Source organism: Exiguobacterium marinum DSM 16307 (assembly GCF_000620845.1).
In the GTDB taxonomy this organism is placed as follows: domain Bacteria; phylum Bacillota; class Bacilli; order Exiguobacteriales; family Exiguobacteriaceae; genus Exiguobacterium; species Exiguobacterium marinum.
This window is the reverse complement of record NZ_KK211189.1, coordinates 85,494-104,986: the sequence shown is the minus strand read 5'-3', so window position 1 is coordinate 104,986 and position 19,493 is coordinate 85,494. Positions and strand designations below refer to the sequence as shown.

The window sequence follows — 19,493 nt, the reverse complement described above, 5'->3', positions numbered from 1 at the left end:
GAGAAAGGATGGCCATCGTTAAGACGCCGCTCGTCGTAGGACGAGCTTTTCTTTTACATAGATGCCGCTATAGACGAGGAAGCAGCCGAAGCTGACCAACAGTCCGATATAGACGCTCATCATGAACGGGGTGAGAAGTGACCCGATTAAAATCGTCGAGCGTGATAAGAAGTCGGCACCGGCGAACGACGTCCCGGCAAACGCCGAGTACGCACCACGTCGGTCTTCTGGCATCATGTTCGCCTTCTCCGTATTCAATACGGGCGAGTACAATAATTCGCCGAACGTCGCGATGAGCATGAAACCGAGAAGGAGCATCATCGAATTCGCACTCGTGATGACGGCGTACCCGATCGTGTATAATGCGAGCCCACTGAGAAGCGTGTGTTTATTTGAGAAGCGGGAGGCAAGACGTTGAATGAAGAACGTCAACGCAACGACGATAAGCGTATTTTCGATTTGAATGAGGCTCATCATCCGCACCCCGTTGATCGTCCATGATTCGATCGAGAGCGGTTCGAATGAATCAGCGAGTCGGACCGCGACATAACTACCCATCGAGAACTCGGCGGCGAGGATACACATCGAGCCGAAGACGACTTTGACGAACGGACGGTCACGCCAGGCGATTTGATAACTTTGGAACACGTCGACGAAGACGAGACGAAGCTTTTGGGACGTCCATGTGCGTTTGGTGTCTTCGAGGAAGATGGCGTACGCGATCGGCAACATGCTCGACGTGAACGTCAAAATCCAAAATAGTAACAGTTGGTTGCTGACATAGAGCCAGCCCCCGAGCGCCGTCCCGATCGTGATGGATAAGTTGATCAACCAGTAATCGAGCGCATAAACGGCTTTTCGGTTCTCAGGCGTTGTCGCGTCGATGATGATGGCACTCATCGCCGGACGTCCGAGGTTATTCGTGACCGTGAAGATTGTATAGGCAATCATAAAGACGATCATCTGGTCGAACTGAAGACTGAGCGTCATGACGAGAAACATTGAGGCCGTGAGGCTAGCCGTCAACACGAGGAGTCGTTTTCGTGAAAACTTATCAGCGAGGTATCCCCCGATTAACCCGATGACGTATCCGAGACAGACGAGCGAGACTAAGAAGACACCCGCGATCCATTCATTGAACGCTTTGACAAAGAGGAGTGCCATGAACGGCATGATGGCGAATGAGACCGAACGGTTGAAAAATGATGTCACGAGTCGAACTTTTATTGGTTTAGGTATATCTTTCCATTTCATCTTGTCACCTTCCATTCTGTACCTGTATGATAAACAAGACAACGGATTTGAAAAATGGACGACATGGGGAAATGATGTCCACTTTTAAGGGGGGATGTGACGTGGATGCGTATTTATTTCGATTGTGGAAAGAGTGTCGCGATGGGGCGTACACGATTTCTGATATGGCGGAAGCCATTCATTTAAGCTCGAAACAGACGAAGCGTCATTTGGCACGGTGGCAAGAGGAAGGGTGGCTCACGTATACGAGTGGCCGCGGACGGGGGAATTTGACGCGTCTCGAATGGCTACGACACGTCGAGCGTGATTTGGCAAAACAGCTACTCGAACGCATGGAGAAAGAGTCGGTCGAAGCGGTGACGAATCAGCTGGAGTGGGACTGGTCACCAGCACAGGCAGGTCGGTTCATGCGTCAGCTCGAGAAAAAGTTTGGTTACGTCCAAACGTCGAGCGATGCGCTCATCATCCCGCGTCATCGTCACTTTTTGACGACACATCCGCTCGAGGCGGCTGACATCCACAGTGCCCACCTCGTCCAGAACGTATTCAATCGTCTGTTCATGATTGACGCATCGGGAGAGGTCACCGGGGAGCTCGCGCATCACTATGAATGGCAGGGAAGTACGCTCGTCTTGTTTCTTCGGAAAGGGGTCCGTTTCCATGACGGGTCGCTCATGACGAGTAAAGATGTGACGAAGAGTCTGCGCATGCTCGTCCAGTCGGATGCGTATCGGTATATGTACCGGCACGTCCGGCATATCGCATCGAACGGTACGTATCGCGTCGATGTCACGCTCGACCGACGCCGGAATTCGTACATCCCGAAACTGTCGATGATTCATACGAGCATCGCCAAAGGAAGTGTCGGGACAGGACCGTTTCAATTGGACCAGCATGATCGGGAGAAGACGGTCCTCCTCGCCTTCGAGAATTATTTTGGCGTCCGAGCACTTTTGGATCGGGTCGAGTTCATCAAAGTACCGGACGGATACGACCCGACGTATCGCATCTCATCAAGAGACTCCAAAGAAACCGGACAAATCTCGACACCGTCCGGGTTCGGGCTTGTCATCTTGAACAGTCATCCGAATAGTGTGTTCGCCAATGAAGAGGCGCGACATTATATCCATCGGTTGATTGCGGAGATTCGACCGGAGATTGGGACGTTGCATGAGCGGAGAACGCCGAACGATCGAGGTTTTCTCGGTTCTATGAGCGAGACGTATCGCATTCCAAAAGGAATACCCGTCACGTTCGACCGACCGATTCGAATCAAACAGACGGACTTCACGAACGATACGACCGATTGGATTGCCGAGATGTTGACGCGGCACGGCATTGCTTATGAGTTCGTGCCCATCAGCTTCAAAGATTCGATCCATGACAAAACGTATTATGAATACGTCGATTTGGTCGTTCACGGAGAAGTGTTCGAGCGGAACATCACACTCGGGTTTGAACAGTTCATGACGAACGAGTACTCGCCTCCGCATAAAGTGTTCCCTTATATAGAGGGGATGGCGGAGCGGGTCGGGCAATATGATGACCTGCCGTTTGAGGACTGGTTGCCGCTGCACCGAGAGATCGAACGTGAGTTGAAAGAGAAGTCGTACTTCATTCCGCTCTATAACGAGGAGCGGACGATTCCGTTCCCGGTCGAGCTGAAGGACGTCTGTGTCGATTTGTTTGGCTATTTTGATTTTGCGAAACTATGGATTCCATCATAAGGAGGGATATGATGCGTAAGAAATCACTGATCGGATTTATGGTCTTTTTTGTAGGACTGTTTTTGTTCGCGCTATGGGATGGCGAGTTCGTCGCACTGTCAATAACGGGTCTAGGGTTTGCGATTTATGGTTATCGTCATGAAGAGATTGAAAAGCTTGAGGAAAAGATGACTAAGAGAATCATGAAGCAAGTTGATGCGACACTCATGAACATCACGATTTACGGTTTGCTGGTCATTGGCGTGGTCATCAATTTCTTCTTGGATGAACCGCAAATCCTACTTATTGATGCCATTTATGTATTATTAGGTGTGGTGTTCGGTCTGCGTGGACTGCTCATTCGAAGTGTTTATCAAGAAGTAATTCAAGAGCAATCGAAAGTTACAACTATAAGAAAAACCCCGAGCTCGTAAAACTCGGGGTTTCATTATGCGGATTTGTCCGTGCCTTCTTTTTTGACTTTTCGAGCGAGTGCCAAGATTTGATACACTTTGAAAAAGTCATAAGCGGCGACGGCGATGATAAAGTACGTCCAGAAGCTGAAGCCGTACTCTTGTACCGAGAAGTACGCGAGGACGGTGAACAACACACCGAACGAGAGACTGAAGAGCATCATCACTTTTAGTTGTCGCGGCATAACTGCCACCTCATTTCTACATTAAAAATAGTACGAGCATCACGAGCGCGTTGTTGAACGCGTGGATGGCGATTGGAACGATCAATCGTCTTGTCTTCGCATACGCATATGAGAACGCGAAACTCATCGCGATATAGACGAGGAATCGATTATCTTGGTGGATGAGCGCGAATAGGATCGAACTGACCCCAAAGGCGATCCAGAACCCGAAGCGTGCATTCAAGTTCCCGAACAAAATGTGACGGAAGAGAATCTCTTCGATGATTGGTCCGAGCAAAATAACCGGCAAAATCAGGAGTGGAATGACTTCCACCATCTCGGCAATGTTTTGCGTGTTCATCGATTCGACGAGGTCACCAGAGATGGCCGTCTCAATCAAGTTCGCCACGATGACGAGCCCGTATTGCATCAAAATCCCGAGCCCGATCCATTTGACCGTGTCGTTCAAGTTCGATTGGATGCCTTGCGCTTTGTATTGCTTCAAATCCGGCCAGATGAGCAGGATTGACAGAACAATCGTCACACCGAATCCGATGGCGAGCCAGAGCCCGACGAACGTTTCCGTTAACCATTCCGGTCGTACTTCAGTGAGGACGAGCGGGAATAGTTGAACGAACGCATATAGTAAAATCGGGGTGAGGTGCCGGAGACGAATGTTAGGCGCCATCGAAAAACGGGTATTTATCGATTGGTTTGAGTTTAGTGTAGCCAATTCAACACGTCCTTAATCATAAGAATGAACCTACCTTTTTCTCATTGTAACAAATAAGTTCTCTTGACCGCGAGTAAGAGCATTTTTTAATGTATCGTACTTGATTTTTTAATCGTCGCATACTACACTTATCAATGTTAGCACTCCTTTTAACTGAGTGCTAAAACCTTACGATACACATTACATCATTCATATTCGGAGGAGGGTTTTTACATGTTAAAACCACTAGGCGATCGTGTCATCATCGAAGTCGTGGAGAAAGAAGAAAAGACGATCGGGGGCATCGTGCTTCCTGATACGGCGAAAGAAAAGCCGCAACAAGGGAAAGTCGTCGCAGTCGGTACAGGCCGCGTGACGGACGAAGGCAAGCGCATCGATCTCGACGTGAAAGAAAATGATTTGGTCATCTACTCGAAGTACGCAGGTACCGAAGTGAAGCATGATGGAAAAGAGTACTTAATCGTTCGCGAGAGCGACATTCTCGCAATCGTAGGCTAAGCACCATTATTCAAAAACTTTTTTAGGGGGAAATGAACGATGGCAAAAGATATCAAATTCTCAGAAGATGCACGTCACGCGATGCTTCGCGGCGTCGACGCACTCGCTGACGCAGTCAAAGTAACAATCGGACCAAAAGGACGTAACGTCGTCCTCGAGAAGAAATTCGGTTCACCACTCATCACGAACGATGGCGTGACAATCGCGAAAGAAATCGAACTCGAAGACCGCTTCGAAAACATGGGCGCAAAACTTGTTGCTGAAGTCGCGTCGAAGACGAACGAAGTCGCAGGGGACGGTACGACAACAGCGACAGTCCTCGCACAAGCGATGATCCGTGAAGGGCTCAAGAACGTCACAGCGGGCGCGAACCCGATGATCCTTCGTAAAGGGATTGACAAAGCGGTTCGTCGTGCACTCGAAGAATTGAAATTGATTTCAAAACCAATCGAGTCGAAAGAAGCGATCGCACAAGTTGCAGCCATCTCGGCAGCTGACGAAGAAGTCGGCGAATTGATCGCAGAAGCGATGGAACGCGTCGGTAACGACGGTGTCATCACAATCGAAGAATCACGTGGCTTCACGACAGAACTCGACGTCGTCGAAGGGATGCAGTTCGATCGTGGATACTTGTCACCTTATATGATCTCAGACTCTGACAAGATGGAAGCGTCACTCGACAACCCGTACATCTTGATCACAGACAAGAAGATCTCGAACATTCAAGAAATCATCCCAGTGCTCGAGCAAGTCGTGCAACAAGGGAAGCCGATCTTGATCGTCGCAGAAGATATCGAAGGAGATGCACTCGCGACACTCGTCTTGAACAAACTCCGTGGTACGTTCAATGCGGTAGCCGTCAAAGCACCAGGATTCGGTGATCGTCGTAAAGCGATGCTCGAAGACCTCGCGACACTCACAGGTGGTCAAGTCATCACAGAAGACCTCGGTCTCGACCTCAAATCGGCATCACTCGACATGCTCGGTCGCGCATCGAAAGTCGTCGTCACAAAAGACACAACGACTATCGTTGAAGGTGCAGGAAACGAAGAAACGATCAAAGCACGCGTTCAAACGATCCGTAACCAAATCGAAGAGACAACGTCTGACTTCGACCGTGAAAAACTCCAAGAGCGTCTCGCGAAACTCGCAGGTGGCGTAGCCGTCGTTAAAGTCGGTGCAGCGACAGAGACAGAGCTCAAAGAGCGTAAACTCCGCATCGAAGACGCTCTCAACGCGACACGTGCGGCAGTCGAAGAAGGAATCGTCGCAGGTGGTGGTACAGCGTTCATCAACGTGATCCCAGCTGTTCGTGCATTGCTTGCAGAAGTGACAGCGGATGAAGCGACAGGTGTCAAACTCGTCCTTCGTGCGCTTGAGTCACCGGTCCGTCAAATCGCGGAAAACGCGGGTGAAGAAGGTTCGGTCATCGTCGAGAAACTCAAGAACGAGTCGGTCGGTGTCGGCTACAATGCGGCAACTGGCGAATACGTCGACATGATCGCACACGGTATCGTCGACCCGGCGAAAGTGACGCGTTCGGCACTTCAAAACGCAGCATCTGTCTCAGCGATGTTCCTCACAACGGAGGCGGTCATCGCAGACAAGCCAGAAAAAGACGCTCCTGCAATGCCTGACATGGGCGGCATGGGTGGAATGGGCGGAATGGGCGGAATGATGTAATACAAATGATTTTTTAAGAGAAGCCTTAAGCAGGCTTCTCTTTTTTTGGTTATTTCTTTGAGATGAAATGGTTTTTAATGTTAATTTCTCCATGATATAATTAATACACTAGGTTCAATCGACTTTAATTTATTTTCCTACAATTTATATAAACTATATTTTTAATCTTTACTTAACAGAAAGTTAGGGGGGGACTAAATGGAGGAAGCCGAAAAGGATAATTTGTTTAGGGATATACAGTCATATTTTGGCGCTGATACAGTTTTGGTAATTGGATCAGGATTGTCATGTGCAGAAGGTTTACCTGGCATGTGGAAACTAGCAGAAAAGTTAGTTGAAAAAGTACCTGAACAACTGAATGATCAAAATAATAAACAATGGCTTAAAATTAAGGAAGATTTAACCCACCAAGATGGTAGTGTCAAGGAACATGCCAATTTAGAAGCAACATTATTAAAATATCCGCCTGATTTAGAAGTAGAGACGATAATTAGAAAAGTGACTGCAGATTACATAAAAAGAGAAGAACAAAAAGTAATTGAAAAAGTGATTAAAGGTGAACAGGAATTACGTTTTTCTACACTAATAAAAAAATTTAATATTACAGATGCAGGATTAAAAATAGTATGCACAAATTACGATAGATTACTTGAAATTGCTTGCGAAGTAGAAAATATCCCCATTGACAATTTATTTTATGGAAAATATATTGCACGTTTAGATTCTAAAAAAAGCAGAATGAGTTTTTGCGAAAAAATTGATAATACAAGAAAACCTCCTAAAATGATTTTTAACAAAAAGGTTTCCATTTATAAGCCGCATGGTTGTTTAAATTGGTATCTTTACAAAGGAAACCCAATAAACTCAACCTTTGATCTTGAATTAGAACGGCTAATTATAACACCCGGAGTAAACAAATTTAGAAATGGCTATGAAACACCTTTTGATACCCATAGAGACAAAGCCAATAATGTTATTGATAGAGCTTCGAAATTTTTAATAGTAGGATATGGCTTTAATGACGAACATTTAGAGACACACTTAAAACAGAGAATACGCGAAGGAACTCCAACACTAATTCTTACAAAGTTTTTAAGTGAAAGCAGTCAATCCCTTATCAAGGATAAAGAGAATGTGATTGCATGTTATCACTATCAGGAGTCCGATTCTAAGATTGGAACTGAGATTATATATAAAAACAATATCTATAGAATACACGATCTAGACTTATGGGATATCAAAACTATGACAGAGGTGGTATTTTAAATGGTAACTAAAGTATTTAATTTTACAGATGATGTATTGATAGGGAAAGTGATGAGTGTGGATACATCTAATGTAATTATAAGTGTTGATAATTCTCAAATTATGAGCAGGTTGAGCATAGGGCACATAATTGCAGTAAGAGGTAATTATGAACATGAATTGTTAATATGTTTAGTTGAAAAAGTCACACGTTCACAACTAGATATAATGACTACAGAAGACGAAGACGAAGATGAGGATGTAGAACTTAATACAAACGATTTAATTAAAGCAAGTTTAATTGGAACATTTAAAAGTGTGGATGGGACTAAGCGAAATATTTTTAAAAGAGGTGTCGATCTCTTTCCAAGCATAGACAGTGAATGTTTTTTAGTTAATGGAGATAATTTACAAAGATTTATGAATAATTTAGGTGATAAGGTTAAAGATAATCAAAAACTAAAAATTGGACATTTTGCAAATGATACTAATTCAGAGGCTATTTTAGATGGGGATAAACTTTTCCAAAGGCATGTCAGCGTTTTAGGTAGTACGGGTTCTGGTAAAAGCTGGTGCGTGGCTACTATTCTTGAAAAGCTAGCGAATTGAAATATCCAAACATAATTGTTTTTGACATGCATGGAGAATATTCTTCACTTACAAAAGGAGAGAATAGAATTGCAGAAGGCTACAAAATTGCAGGTGCGGGAGATTTAGATATTGCTGAAAATCAACTGATATATTTGCCTTTTTGGTTACTCAATAGAGAAGAAATTCTTTCCACTGTACTAGATAGAAGTGACAACAATGCTCCAAACCAATCTTCTAGATTTACATCGCATTTAAAAGACTTGAAATTGGCTAGTATACTTAAGCAAAATGACGAAGAGGTAATGAAGTCCTTTACAGTAGATTCTCCTATTCCATACTCGATAAATGAGCTGATTGATCTTCTCCGTCAAGATGATATTCAAATGAAACCGGGGGCTAGTAAACCGGTTAAAGGTGATTGGAATGGTAAACTTACGCGATTCATATCACGTTTAGAAACTAAGGTAGAGGATAAAAGATATTCATTTTTATACAATCCTAAAGAAGAGTGTAATGAGTATGGTTGGTTGAACACTTTTATTGCAAAAATGCTGTCAATTAATTCAAGTGGCAAGGGTATAAAAATTATCGATTTTTCTGAAGTGCCTTCTGATATATTACCTGTAGTGACAGGCACGCTTGCTAGAATATTTTATGATGTACAGTTTTGGATGGACAGCACTGAAAGAACTCCGTTTACATTACTGTGCGATGAAGCCCATCTATACCTACCTGTAAAAGATAATGCTGACTCAGTTCAAAAACAAGCACTATTTAATTTTGAAAGAATAGCAAAGGAAGGACGCAAATACGGTGTTTCTCTTTTTGTCGTAAGTCAAAGACCATCTGACGTCAGCAAAACAATTTTGAGTCAATGTAATAACTTCATTATTTTACGCCTTACAAATGAACGTGATCAAGGTGTCATAAAAAATTTAATTCCAGACTCTTTAAAAGGAGTAACAGATTGCTTACCAATTTTAGATGTAGGTGAGGCATTAGTCCTAGGAGACTCAATTTTATTGCCTAACCGAATTAAATTAGCCGAACCTATTTTAAAACCGAATAGCAATACTATCGATTTTTGGAAAGCTTGGAATAAGCTAGAGCCTCAAGCCGAAGAATTAAATAAAGCGATTAGAAACATGAGAGCGCAGTCACGAGTAGATGTGTGAACAGAAAACACTAATTGTGTTTATCAGCTATTCAAATGAGACTCTGAATCAAACAACTTAAAGACAACAGGATATTTTTCACTGAGCCTTCCATTGTGAAGGCTTTTTTACTCCCAAATCAAGAGGCGAGTCGTTTTGGAAGGGACACTCTTGGAAATCAAAAACGTCTAAAAATTTAAATAAATAAGGCTGCTACGAGAATGGCTACATCAAAGTGGGGACTAACAGTCTTATTTTGAGGTCATTCTCAGTGAGAAAAGAATGCTGAATGAAATTTGGTTCAGATTCTTCGTCTCGATGAGAGCGAAGTAACTGGACCGACTGTAATGAAGATGAAGACTTTATAGCCTAATAAAAACAACTGAAGATAAACCAGGTGTCGTCTTTCAAGTCAAGATGACACCTGGTTTCAATCAATCCGTCTGTTTCCGGTTATACATCATTATACTTCCAACGAACACAACGAGCACCTAGGCCAACAGAATAACGAGCTCCACCCATGTAGAGGCGAGTCCAGCTCCCGCCTCGATTTGATGAGCAAGGTCGATTAAGACGATGTTCGGCAAGTACTCGAGCAAACCGATGATGGCGAACCGTTCCTCGTACACCGACCACATTGGAGAAAACGAGAAGAAGAAAAACGCCGGCATGACGATGAGCGAAGCTTCCATGACCGTCTTCGTCATCAATCCGAGAATCGTCCCAATCCCGATATAAAAGAACGTCGAGACGATTAAAGCGAGTGAGACAACAAACAGGTTCGCCGGACTGTATCCCATGATGAAGGCGCACGCTGCAATCAAAACGAGTGTCGTTACGAACGTGAGTGCACTCTTCCCGAACAAGATGTCAAGCGTGCTCGCCGACGACAACATCAACCCACGGAGCATGTTCTTCTCTTTCTCTTCGGCAATCAAGGCACACTAAATGAACGTCGCCACGAGACTGAACGTGATATTGATAACGAAGTACGTCACGTCGATGCCTCCTCCGCTGAGCTGTAAATAGAAGACGGCGAAGAACAGCGGCATAATCAACGTCGAGGAGACGAATACGTTACGCGACAAGTCTTTATAGTCTTTCTGAAAAATTGCGAATGCCCGCTTTGAAAATGTCATGATAATTTTTCTCCCGTCTTTTCTTTGCTTCAATTCAGCCGCTTCCGCCCTTATAACACTCCACATAAATCTTCCTAGAGAATCTCTATCTCATAAGTAAACTTCTCATTTGAACCCTATTCGTTATTTTATCTACCTAATATTAGGAAATCCGTTATAGTGGATGCAAGAATTGAACAACGGGGAAGGATGAGCTAAAGATGAACCAATGTTATTTAACAGAATGGCGAGCGTTAACGACAGCAACGGAAGTGACACTCCATCTCTATACCGTACCGCTCAAAGATCCATCATCACGAAATACGCAGGGTGGGAAGTTGATTTTTCACTTGAATAAATTGAACAATTTTCAACCGATGGTGTTTTTCGATCAATACATTGCTTCATTTGAGGAAATCAAACAATGGGGAGACGAGACGTTTCTTCAATATGAAGCGCGTCCGATCAGTCCATCACGGAATGTCGAGCGAACATTACTTGAACGTCTGTTGAAAAAACAGTTGGAGCGATTGGCTCATCCGAGTTACATGATGAACCGTGGAAAGTTCCGCTCGAAACAGGCGCATCCAAAGTCTACAAGTGGGCTTCTCATTTATCCGGCATTAGATCTCAATGTGAATGTATCTGAGACGGCTGAAATTGTATTCGGATTCGATTTGACTCATCAATTTGAATACCGTGAAAACTTATTGCAGCAGATTAAGCGTGATCCGAAATCCGTATCTGCAGGGATGCGCGTCATCGATTCGACTCACCCGAAATCGTATGAGTACGAATTTGTAGAGGTCGCACCATACCGAGCGAATGAAGTGAGCCCGATTATGAAGTGTTCGATCATTGATTATTTCGCAAAGAAAGACCCGAAACGAGTCATAGCACCAGACGCTCTCGTCGTACACGTCAAAGATCGAAACAATCAGATCCTTATCTACTTACCTGAGCAACTGAAACAGAGTTGTTCCTTTGAGACGATTCCAGCTAGACATCTCGGTGCAGTCAGTCGCATCATCAAATTGTCACCTGACGCACGCATGTCGAAACTTATGCCGGAAGCGCTCGCGTTAATTGGTCGTCTCCCAATGCTTCAGTTTGAGCGACAAGATGTACGAGCAGCTCGTCTTGGTTACTCAATTCAAACGTTGCCTTCGCCACGTCTCCGATTCGGTAAAGGGAGGACCACGAGTTATGCAAAAACTGGCTTAAAGCAAAGTGGTGTATATGAAACAGGAGAGGCGACCGTCAGTTTCTTTGTCGACCCGAAATTACGAGATCATCAAAAACTGCAAGTCCTAGAGTTTATCAATAAACTAAAAACTACCTCTGAGCGCTTTGGGGTGACCCTCAATGTCTCGCATAAACCAAAAGGATTGAGCCAGAAACTACCTTCTGATTTGTTGCAGACAGAAGATGTTCTATACCAACTGAAGAGTATCCCTCAACACTTTGAGGGTGTCGTCGTTGTCATTGCCGAGGAAGCATCGCTCCAACATTCATATCAAGCCATCAAAAGGCAATTTGGCGGGAAACAGGATGTGGTGACGCAATGCGTCGAGTTACATGACCGTGTATTGAATTCTGAGGACACGCTATACAACATTCTACTGGGTATTTACGTGAAGGCAGGTCTACAACCTTGGATTCTTGGTGAGCCACTCCATTCGGATTGTTTTGTCGGATTAGACGTAAGTCATGAGAATGGTAAACATGCAGCAGGCATCATTCAAATCATTGGGAAAGACGGGGCGATGATCAAGCAGAAAGCACTCTCGACAAGTGAAGCGGGGGAGAAAATCAGTTCTGAGACGATGCGGGAAATTGTCTATGATACATTACATGCATTTGAAGAACAGTACGGACATGCGCCGAAGCATATCACGTTCCATCGAGATGGATTTGGGCGTGAAGATTTGACTCTTATTGATTCAATTCTATCTCCGCGTGAGATTCAATTCGACTATGTGGAAATTTTGAAAAATGTGAATCGACGGATGGCGATTCATGAAAAAGGGTGGAAAACTTCACAGGGACTCAGCTATACAAAAGAGCGCATGGGTTATCTCCTCTCGACGAATCCTCATGTGCGTGTCGGAATGGCTAAGCCTCTCAAAGTGGTTCAACAGACGAGCACATTGCCGTTTGAAGCTATTTTGACGGACGTCTATCGCTTATCGTTTATGCACGTCCACTCGCTATTGAAAACAAGACTGCCAATCACAACGCATTATGCAGATTTAAGTTCGACGTTCCATAATCGCGGCTTACTCAATGCAAATACAGAACATGAAGAGGCATTGCCGTTTGTATAACATGTAAAATTGAAAGGTATCATACCGTTTTTTTCAGTATCGCCTCTTGTCGAATATTGGGACCGATGCGTACCGTAACTTTGAATTGAGATCATACTAGGAGGTAGAGTGATGAGTGAAAAAGGAGAAATTGTTCAATCTGCAAAACAGCTTATGGGAGATGAACAGGATATGAATGACATCCCTTTCAAACAATATGAAATGATGTTAAAGCATACCCCAGACGTCATAAATGCCGTTAGCAACATGGGGGGAGTCGGTTCAAAATCGCAAGATAAAGTGTACGGTACAATTGATAAAGCGATTGAGGTCTTTGCTGAGCAACTTAAAGAAGACAACCTATCGGATGAAAATAGAGACAAACTCAATGATCGTATTGAACGCATGGTAGATAAGTCATTTCAAAAAGATTCGGAGTTCAAGAAATGGATGGGAGCATCGATTGTAGCAGGAGTCAGTGGTGCCGCATTAGCATTAGCAAAGAATCCAGAAGTGAGAAAAACACTTACTAATTTGCTGACGAAAAAAGACTGATTTTTGAAAGTCTGATTGGAGTACGAAGTATATAAGAAAAGCAGGAGCGACGAGTTAATTCGTCGCTCTTTTCAGTTTTATCAAGTAAAGCATATCCTAATTTGCACAATTGTTCATTTAATTGTACATTTGTGCAAAAGGGTGTGACTGAATGTCAGAAGAATTGAAAAGGCTTTATGAAGTAGCGCACTTGTATTACGAACAGAATCAAACACAACACGAGATTGCGGAGACGCTCGATGTCAATCGGGCAACCATCAGCCGCATGTTAAAACGCATTCGGGAATTAGGGATTGTGAAATTTCAAATCGATTATGATCGCTTTCAATCAATTGACGTGGCAGTCCAACTGAAAGAGCGGTTTGGTCTAAAACATGTCATCCTTGTACCCGAAAAATCAGAACAACGTGAAGAAACGTTACAGCGTATGGGGGAAGCGTGCGCAACATATGTCGAGTCGGTGGTGACCGACAACGATGTGATTGGATTTTCTTGGGGGACAGCACTCGCTTCCGTCGTGGAAGCACTCAAACCGAAAGAAGTGTATTCAAGTATCCAATGTGTGCCACTCATCGGTGGACCGGACGGAAAACTCGAAAGTCGTTTCCATGCGAACACGTTAGCGTATGACGCCTCACGAAAATGGCGTGGACGTTCGAAACTAATCGATGTTCCTGCAATTTTACCGGATGCCGCCATCAAACAAGCATTGACGCAATCAACACATGCTCAAGAAGTCGTGGAGCTGTGGGGGCGGATGAACATCGCCCTCTTTGGAATCGGTTCGGCCCAACTGAACCAGGAATCCAACTGGTTGGCTTTCTATGGCCAAACGTTTACCGAAGAAATGAACGACCTACAAATTGTGGGAGATATTTGTTCGAATTTTTATAATCAAAACGGGGAACTCATGACGACGTCCTTATCAGACAGGACGGTCCATATCGAGCATCAACAACTCGCAAAGGTCCCACTTAAAATCGGGGTAGCCTATGGAAGTGAGAAAGTAGATGCGATTCGAGTCGCCGCTGAGCATCAGTTACTTGATGTCATCGTGACAACCGATCGCACGGCCCAAAAACTGTTACAGGGAGAATGAACAAATGGATGTAAAAGAGAAGTGTGCGGAAGCCGCGCTCCCTTGGATTGAATCAGGGATGACAATCGGTCTTGGGGGTGGCAGTACGATTCAACACCTCATCAATAGGATTCATGCGAATCAACTGGACGTAACTATCGTGACACCTTCATTTGTGACACGACGCGCTTGTTTGGAAAAAGGAATTCGGGTTGTCGAGACAGGGGATGTCTCGATGATCGACCTTGCCTTTGACGGTTGTGACCAAGTCGATGCTCGACACCACGCCTTAAAAAGCGGAGGTGGGATTCATACAGAAGAAAAACTCATCGCGACGATGGCGAAGCGATATGTATTACTAGTAGATGACTCTAAATTTGTTGAACGATTGACGTTTGATCATCCAATTGTCTTAGAAGTTCTTCCACAAGCATTCACCTATGTGAGCGAGAAAGTCCGAGAACTCCCATGGGTAATATCTCTACAAGTTCGTCAAAGTTTGAACAGTGACGGGGCCTTGGTGACCGTGAACGGAAACCGATTACTCGATGTGGTCGTCCACCCGTCTGAAGATCCAATTGAGGTGAACCACCAGTTATCTCAAGTACGTGGCGTGGTTGATACGTCCTTGTTCACAGATGTCGTCACGCACGTCATTGTTGCATCGCATCACGATCATCGCGATACAGTCGTCTATTCAACAGAAACGGGGGAAGGGAAATGAAGCAATGGGGAATCATTGGACCAGGTACGATTGCGACAGAATTCGCTCAAGCACTCGCGCAATCAGATGGTATTGCCTACGGAGTGTGGGGACGAGATGTAGAAAAAGCCGAACAATTTGCGCAAAAATATAGTGTAAAAAAGGTCTATCAAACGTTAGATGAGATGTTATCTTCACCTGACATCGACATCGTCTATGTGGCGACGCCTCATCATCTTCACTATTCGATGATGGAACAAGCCATCGCACATGGAAAGCATGTCCTTTGCGAAAAAGCCATCACACTAAACAGTGAAGAGCTCGAGAACATTCAACGTCTGGCTGATGATCAAGGGGTAGTTGTGCTCGAAGCGATGACGATTTATCATATGCCGCTATTTGAAGAGTTGAGACGGCGTGTTCAGGCAGGTGCAATCGGACGAGTCAATATGATTCATGTGACGTTTGGCAGTTATAAAGAAGATGATCCGTCCAACCGTTTCTTCAATCCGGAATTGGCTGGGGGTGCGATGCTCGATATCGGGACGTACGCCTTATCGTTCGCTCGAAATTTCTTGGACGAAGAAGTAGTGGAAGTGTTGACGACGATGAAACCATATAAGACCGGGGTCGATGAACAATCAAGTACCATCCTTCGAACAGGCTCAAATCAAATGGTGAACATTACCCTTGCGATGCGTACAAAGTTACCGAAGCAAGGAGTAGTCGCTGGAGAAGACGGGTACATTACCGTCAATTCGTTTCCTCGTGCAACGGAGGCGACCATCACGTACACGAAAGATGGCTCGGTTGAGACCGTTCAGCTTGGGGAGACGGAGCAGGCATTACGCTATGAAATTGACGCGGTGCATCGTGTCATTTCTGGTGAAGCTGACGAGACGCGACTTTATTCACGGGATGTGATGACGTGGATGGATCGGATCCGTCAACAATGGAAGGGGACTCATCATGAACAGAGGAATTGATCACATCGGCATGACGGTGCCTTCTATTGAGGAGGCAACTACTTTTTTGAAGGACGCGTTCGACGCTGAGATTTGTTATGACGTGCAACGTCCAGAAGACGAACCGATGGAAGGGAAAGAGGCGGAGCAGCAACTGGACTTACCAGACGGACAACAAATCATCCATATGCGACTGCTTCAAATCAAATCAGGACCGTCTATCGAATTGTTTCAAGTCGCGCGAGTAAATGAAACCGAACCGACAGGAATCTCATCGTACGGTTTACATCATTTCGCGATTTATGTGGATGATATGCAAGAGGCAGCTCAGCGCTTTGAACGTGCGGGTGGACAGTTGTTGTCGAAACCCCACCCGTTAGCCGGCGTCGAAGATAACGGGAATAACCAAGGTGTATATGGGAAGGCACCATGGGGATCGCTCATCGAGCTGATTGCCTATCCGGATGGAATTGATTACCCTGCGTCGAGTGAACAGGAGCGTTGGACACCGGCGGAACATAAATGAGTGTATACGAAAAGAATCGCCCGTTCTCAGGCGATTCTTTTTTCAGTCCGTCTGTTTTCGGTTATACATCACAACGCTACCGGCGAATGCGGCAAGCGCCCACGCAGTGAGCAACCCAAGCTCTAGCCCGACTGCACCGAATTTCGCACCGTCTTCCACTTGGTGGGCCACATCAATCAAGAGCACGTTCGGTAAATACTCGAGCACTCCGATGATGGCGAAACGGTCTTGTAGTGGCAACAACATCGGTGAGAACGAGAAGAAAAAGAACGGCAACATGACAATCAGTGAAGCTTCCATGACCGTCTTCGTCATCAAGCCGAACATCGTTCCAATCCCGATATAAAAGAATGTCGAGACGATGAGCGCGAGGGCAATCACAGCCAGATTTTGCGGGGCATAATCCATAAAAAATGACGAGGCTACGATGAGGATCATCGTCGTCACGAATGTGAGAGCGCTCTTTCCGAGCAAGATGTCGAGCGTGCTCGCCGGGGACAGCATGAGCCCGCGGAGCGTGTTCTTCTCTTTCTCTTCGGCAATCAACGCGCACTGTACGAAGATGGCGACGAGACTGAACGTGATGTTGATGACGAAGTACGTGATATCGACGCCACCATCACCGATTCGCGAATAGAAGACGGCGAAGAAGAGTGGCATGATCAAGGTCGATGAGACGAACAAGTTTCGAGACAAATCCTTATAGTCTTTCTGGAAAATGGCGTGTGCGCGTTTCATTGAAAAAGTCATGATAATTTCCTCCCTGTCACTTCGATAAAGATGTCGCCGAGTGTCGGCTCGTTGGAGTGGATCGACGCAATATTTTTTGCACGCATCTGTTTATGAAGCCAGTCCGCGCCTTCGTCGGTTTGCGTCACTTCATGCGCCTGACCGTTGTTCAATTCGACAAGCATCGATCCCGTCGCATATTTCCTGCGCAATACGTTCGGTGCATCGAGCAGTTGAATCGACCCTTGATGTAAGAAAGCGACACGGTCACACAGCTCTTCGGCTTCCTGCATATCGTGTGTCGTTAAAAAGATGGTCGTCCCGTTAGCCTTCAACCTCTCAATCCCTTTATAGATATGTCGAGAGTTGACCGGATCGAGAGCCGATGTCGGTTCATCCAGAAACAGGAGTTCCGGCTCATGAAGAAGGGCGCGTGCGAGCGTCACCCGTTGCAACATCCCTCTAGAGAGTTTGTCGATGCGCTTTTTCCGTTCCCCGCTGAGGTTGACCATGTTCAATACCTCATCGATCCGAGTCTTCGGTTCATCATAGAGGTCACAATATAAGCTCAGGTTCTCTTCTATAGAAAGTCGTGTATAGAGACCACTATTGTCCGTCAACACGCCGATGCGCTTGCGGTACTGTTCTTGTTTTAAGTCAGCGACCGGTACACCGAAGACAGTGGCATCGCCAGCCGTCTGTGCGAGCTGTGACGTCAAAATTTTAATCGTCGTCGTCTTTCCTGAACCACTCGGTCCCAAGAAGCCGAACACTTCTCCTTTTCCAACTGTAAACGTCACATCATGTAACGCTTCCTCGTTTCCGAACAATTTCTTCAACCCGTTCACTTGAATGATTGGTTCCATTCCCGTTCCTCCTTGTCGATGTCATCTTGCTTGCCTCTATCGTATAAGGAATAAAGGGGGACCGCATTCAAATGGCGATAAACGGCGCTTATCAGGAGGTGAACGAAGCGAATGGAACTATGAATGGAGACTATTTGAGCCCCATCATCGTCTTCAATTCCGCCATTTTTGTCTTGGATAACGGAATCATTGTCTTCTCTGAATCATCCAAGACGAGACTGAAGCTATTTTTCGTATAAGTGATGACTTCGCGGACACGTTGTAAGTTCACGAGATATGACCGATGGCAACGGAAGAAACCGTACGGAGTCAAACGCGTCTCGAGCTCGTTCATCGTGAAGACACTCGGGAACTGATCCGATTGACTATGTAAAATCGATTGGCCATCTTGACTTTCGATGAAGTCGATTTCAGGGGGATCGAGTAAGATGATTTTTTCGTTCACTTTCGTCGGAATCTTCTCGAAACGGACGTGGATGACCTCAGATGAGATGTCTGTCTCATCCGTTTCTTCTGGTTCCACGTCTAATTGGCGTAAGTGACGATGGTCGATCCGATAAACGGTCGATGTCATGAAGAGCGCACTCTCCATATTGCTCGTCAACACGAGGACGGCTTTTTGTCTCGACGTCAATGTCTGTAACGTATCGCGTAAAAGGTGGTGTGTCTCTTGGTCCACGTCTTGGTCCGGTTCTTCAAACACATACAGCTCGCGATTCTGGAGAAGCAGCGCGGCATACTGCGTGCGTCTGACAAGGGAACGGTTGAGACGGTGAAGGCGTTGCTTACGATAAGTTGTGAGTTGGAGCTGTTGCATCACCGAGTCGACTGATTCGGATGAATCATAAAGACGCTTGGTGAAGCGTAAATACTCCTCGATGGTGAGTCGGTCGTATAAACCGTCCCGGATGGAGAAGAGGGACAGCGTTGAAGCGTGGTCGATGTTCCCGGTAAATGTCGTAATCTCCTGACTGATGAGACCGAAGATTATTTCTCGGGAAATGACGCCACAGTGGATAGCCGCCAACTCACCTGGTTGAATCGTAAATGAAATGTTTTCGAGAATGAGTGTGTCTTGTTGGCGAACCGAGACGTTTTGGAAAGTAAGCATCGAATCCCTCCCTTTTTAGTTGGAGTATAACATTT

General features: G+C 45.4%; 21 protein-coding genes. 13 read left to right on the top strand and 8 right to left on the bottom strand.

Annotated elements, in window-relative coordinates:
• Window positions 1-18: 18 nt before the first annotated feature.
• Complete coding sequence (locus P400_RS0100780) at window positions 19-1,254, bottom strand: MDR family MFS transporter (RefSeq protein ID WP_026824441.1); 1,236 nt, start codon at window positions 1,252-1,254, stop codon at window positions 19-21.
• Window positions 1,255-1,355: 101 nt separating this feature from the next.
• Between P400_RS0100780 and P400_RS0100775 the strand changes: the two genes are divergently transcribed.
• Complete coding sequence (locus tag P400_RS0100775; RefSeq protein ID WP_026824440.1) at window positions 1,356-2,981, top strand: ABC transporter substrate-binding protein; 1,626 nt, start codon at window positions 1,356-1,358, stop codon at window positions 2,979-2,981.
• 11 nt (window positions 2,982-2,992) lie between these two features.
• Complete coding sequence (locus P400_RS0100770) at window positions 2,993-3,394, top strand: hypothetical protein (protein WP_026824439.1); 402 nt, start codon at window positions 2,993-2,995, stop codon at window positions 3,392-3,394.
• Between the two features lie 14 nt (window positions 3,395-3,408).
• On the opposite strand, the gene P400_RS0100765 is transcribed toward P400_RS0100770, so the two are convergent.
• The gene (locus P400_RS0100765) at window positions 3,409-3,618 is read right to left on the bottom strand and encodes a YdiK family protein (RefSeq protein WP_015880600.1); all 210 of its coding nucleotides are present in this window, start codon (window positions 3,616-3,618) and stop codon (window positions 3,409-3,411) included.
• A gap of 16 nt (window positions 3,619-3,634) precedes the next feature.
• Entirely contained in the window at window positions 3,635-4,330 is a 696-nt protein-coding gene (locus tag P400_RS0100760; protein ID WP_026824438.1) for a CPBP family intramembrane glutamic endopeptidase, read from the bottom strand.
• A gap of 213 nt (window positions 4,331-4,543) precedes the next feature.
• On the opposite strand from P400_RS0100760, the gene groES reads away from it, so the two are divergent.
• From groES to P400_RS14725, 5 genes are all read left to right on the top strand, one after another.
• Window positions 4,544-4,828, top strand: coding sequence for a co-chaperone GroES (gene groES / locus P400_RS0100755; protein ID WP_015880602.1), 285 nt, complete (start codon window positions 4,544-4,546; stop codon window positions 4,826-4,828).
• 39 nt (window positions 4,829-4,867) lie between these two features.
• The gene (gene groL / locus P400_RS0100750; RefSeq protein ID WP_026824437.1) at window positions 4,868-6,511 is read left to right on the top strand and encodes a chaperonin GroEL; all 1,644 of its coding nucleotides are present in this window, start codon (window positions 4,868-4,870) and stop codon (window positions 6,509-6,511) included.
• Window positions 6,512-6,709: 198 nt separating this feature from the next.
• Complete coding sequence (locus P400_RS14730; protein WP_051545915.1) at window positions 6,710-7,777, top strand: SIR2 family protein; 1,068 nt, start codon at window positions 6,710-6,712, stop codon at window positions 7,775-7,777.
• Window positions 7,778-8,365 (top strand): helicase HerA domain-containing protein, encoded by a 588-nt coding sequence (locus tag P400_RS15825; RefSeq protein WP_200868271.1) that lies wholly within the window; start codon window positions 7,778-7,780, stop codon window positions 8,363-8,365. It abuts the gene before it with no gap.
• The gene (locus P400_RS14725) at window positions 8,362-9,522 is read left to right on the top strand and encodes an ATP-binding protein (RefSeq protein WP_200868270.1); all 1,161 of its coding nucleotides are present in this window, start codon (window positions 8,362-8,364) and stop codon (window positions 9,520-9,522) included. The genes P400_RS15825 and P400_RS14725 overlap by 4 nt, the downstream gene beginning before the upstream one ends.
• Before the next feature lie 470 nt (window positions 9,523-9,992).
• Here the strand turns inward: P400_RS14725 and P400_RS15780 are convergent, their stop codons facing one another.
• Together P400_RS15780 and P400_RS15775 are read right to left on the bottom strand one after the other, a co-directional pair.
• Window positions 9,993-10,439, bottom strand: a complete 447-nt coding sequence (locus P400_RS15780) for an ABC transporter permease (protein ID WP_268745951.1) — start codon at window positions 10,437-10,439, stop codon at window positions 9,993-9,995.
• Between the two features lie 6 nt (window positions 10,440-10,445).
• A complete protein-coding gene (locus P400_RS15775; protein WP_235181811.1) occupies window positions 10,446-10,640 on the bottom strand; it encodes a hypothetical protein in 195 nt (64 codons plus the stop codon).
• Between the two features lie 200 nt (window positions 10,641-10,840).
• On the opposite strand from P400_RS15775, the gene P400_RS0100730 reads away from it, so the two are divergent.
• From P400_RS0100730 to P400_RS0100705, 6 genes are all read left to right on the top strand, one after another.
• Complete coding sequence (locus P400_RS0100730) at window positions 10,841-12,946, top strand: Piwi domain-containing protein (RefSeq protein WP_026824436.1); 2,106 nt, start codon at window positions 10,841-10,843, stop codon at window positions 12,944-12,946.
• Window positions 12,947-13,057: 111 nt separating this feature from the next.
• Window positions 13,058-13,480 carry a hypothetical protein gene (locus P400_RS0100725; protein ID WP_026824435.1) on the top strand — a complete coding sequence of 141 codons (423 nt, stop codon included), beginning with the start codon at window positions 13,058-13,060 and terminating at the stop codon, window positions 13,478-13,480.
• A gap of 151 nt (window positions 13,481-13,631) precedes the next feature.
• Complete coding sequence (locus P400_RS0100720) at window positions 13,632-14,579, top strand: sugar-binding transcriptional regulator (protein WP_026824434.1); 948 nt, start codon at window positions 13,632-13,634, stop codon at window positions 14,577-14,579.
• A 4-nt stretch (window positions 14,580-14,583) separates the two neighbouring features.
• Window positions 14,584-15,282 (top strand): ribose 5-phosphate isomerase A, encoded by a 699-nt coding sequence (gene rpiA, locus P400_RS0100715; RefSeq protein WP_026824433.1) that lies wholly within the window; start codon window positions 14,584-14,586, stop codon window positions 15,280-15,282.
• Complete coding sequence (locus P400_RS0100710; RefSeq protein WP_026824432.1) at window positions 15,279-16,247, top strand: Gfo/Idh/MocA family protein; 969 nt, start codon at window positions 15,279-15,281, stop codon at window positions 16,245-16,247. The genes rpiA and P400_RS0100710 overlap by 4 nt, the downstream gene beginning before the upstream one ends.
• Window positions 16,231-16,752: a VOC family protein gene (locus P400_RS0100705; protein ID WP_034770673.1), complete on the top strand. Its 522-nt coding sequence runs from the start codon at window positions 16,231-16,233 to the stop codon at window positions 16,750-16,752. Before P400_RS0100710 ends, P400_RS0100705 begins: the two co-directional genes overlap by 17 nt.
• Window positions 16,753-16,794: 42 nt before the next feature.
• On the opposite strand, the gene P400_RS0100700 is transcribed toward P400_RS0100705, so the two are convergent.
• The 3 genes from P400_RS0100700 to P400_RS0100690 all read right to left on the bottom strand — a co-directional run bounded on the left by P400_RS0100700 (window position 16,795) and on the right by P400_RS0100690 (window position 19,458).
• Window positions 16,795-17,502 (bottom strand): ABC transporter permease, encoded by a 708-nt coding sequence (locus tag P400_RS0100700; protein WP_026824430.1) that lies wholly within the window; start codon window positions 17,500-17,502, stop codon window positions 16,795-16,797.
• Window positions 17,499-18,347, bottom strand: coding sequence for an ABC transporter ATP-binding protein (locus P400_RS0100695; protein WP_026824429.1), 849 nt, complete (start codon window positions 18,345-18,347; stop codon window positions 17,499-17,501). Before P400_RS0100695 ends, P400_RS0100700 begins: the two co-directional genes overlap by 4 nt.
• A 130-nt stretch (window positions 18,348-18,477) precedes the next feature.
• Window positions 18,478-19,458, bottom strand: a complete 981-nt coding sequence (locus tag P400_RS0100690) for a LytTR family transcriptional regulator DNA-binding domain-containing protein (protein ID WP_026824428.1) — start codon at window positions 19,456-19,458, stop codon at window positions 18,478-18,480.
• Window positions 19,459-19,493: the final 35 nt, after the last annotated feature.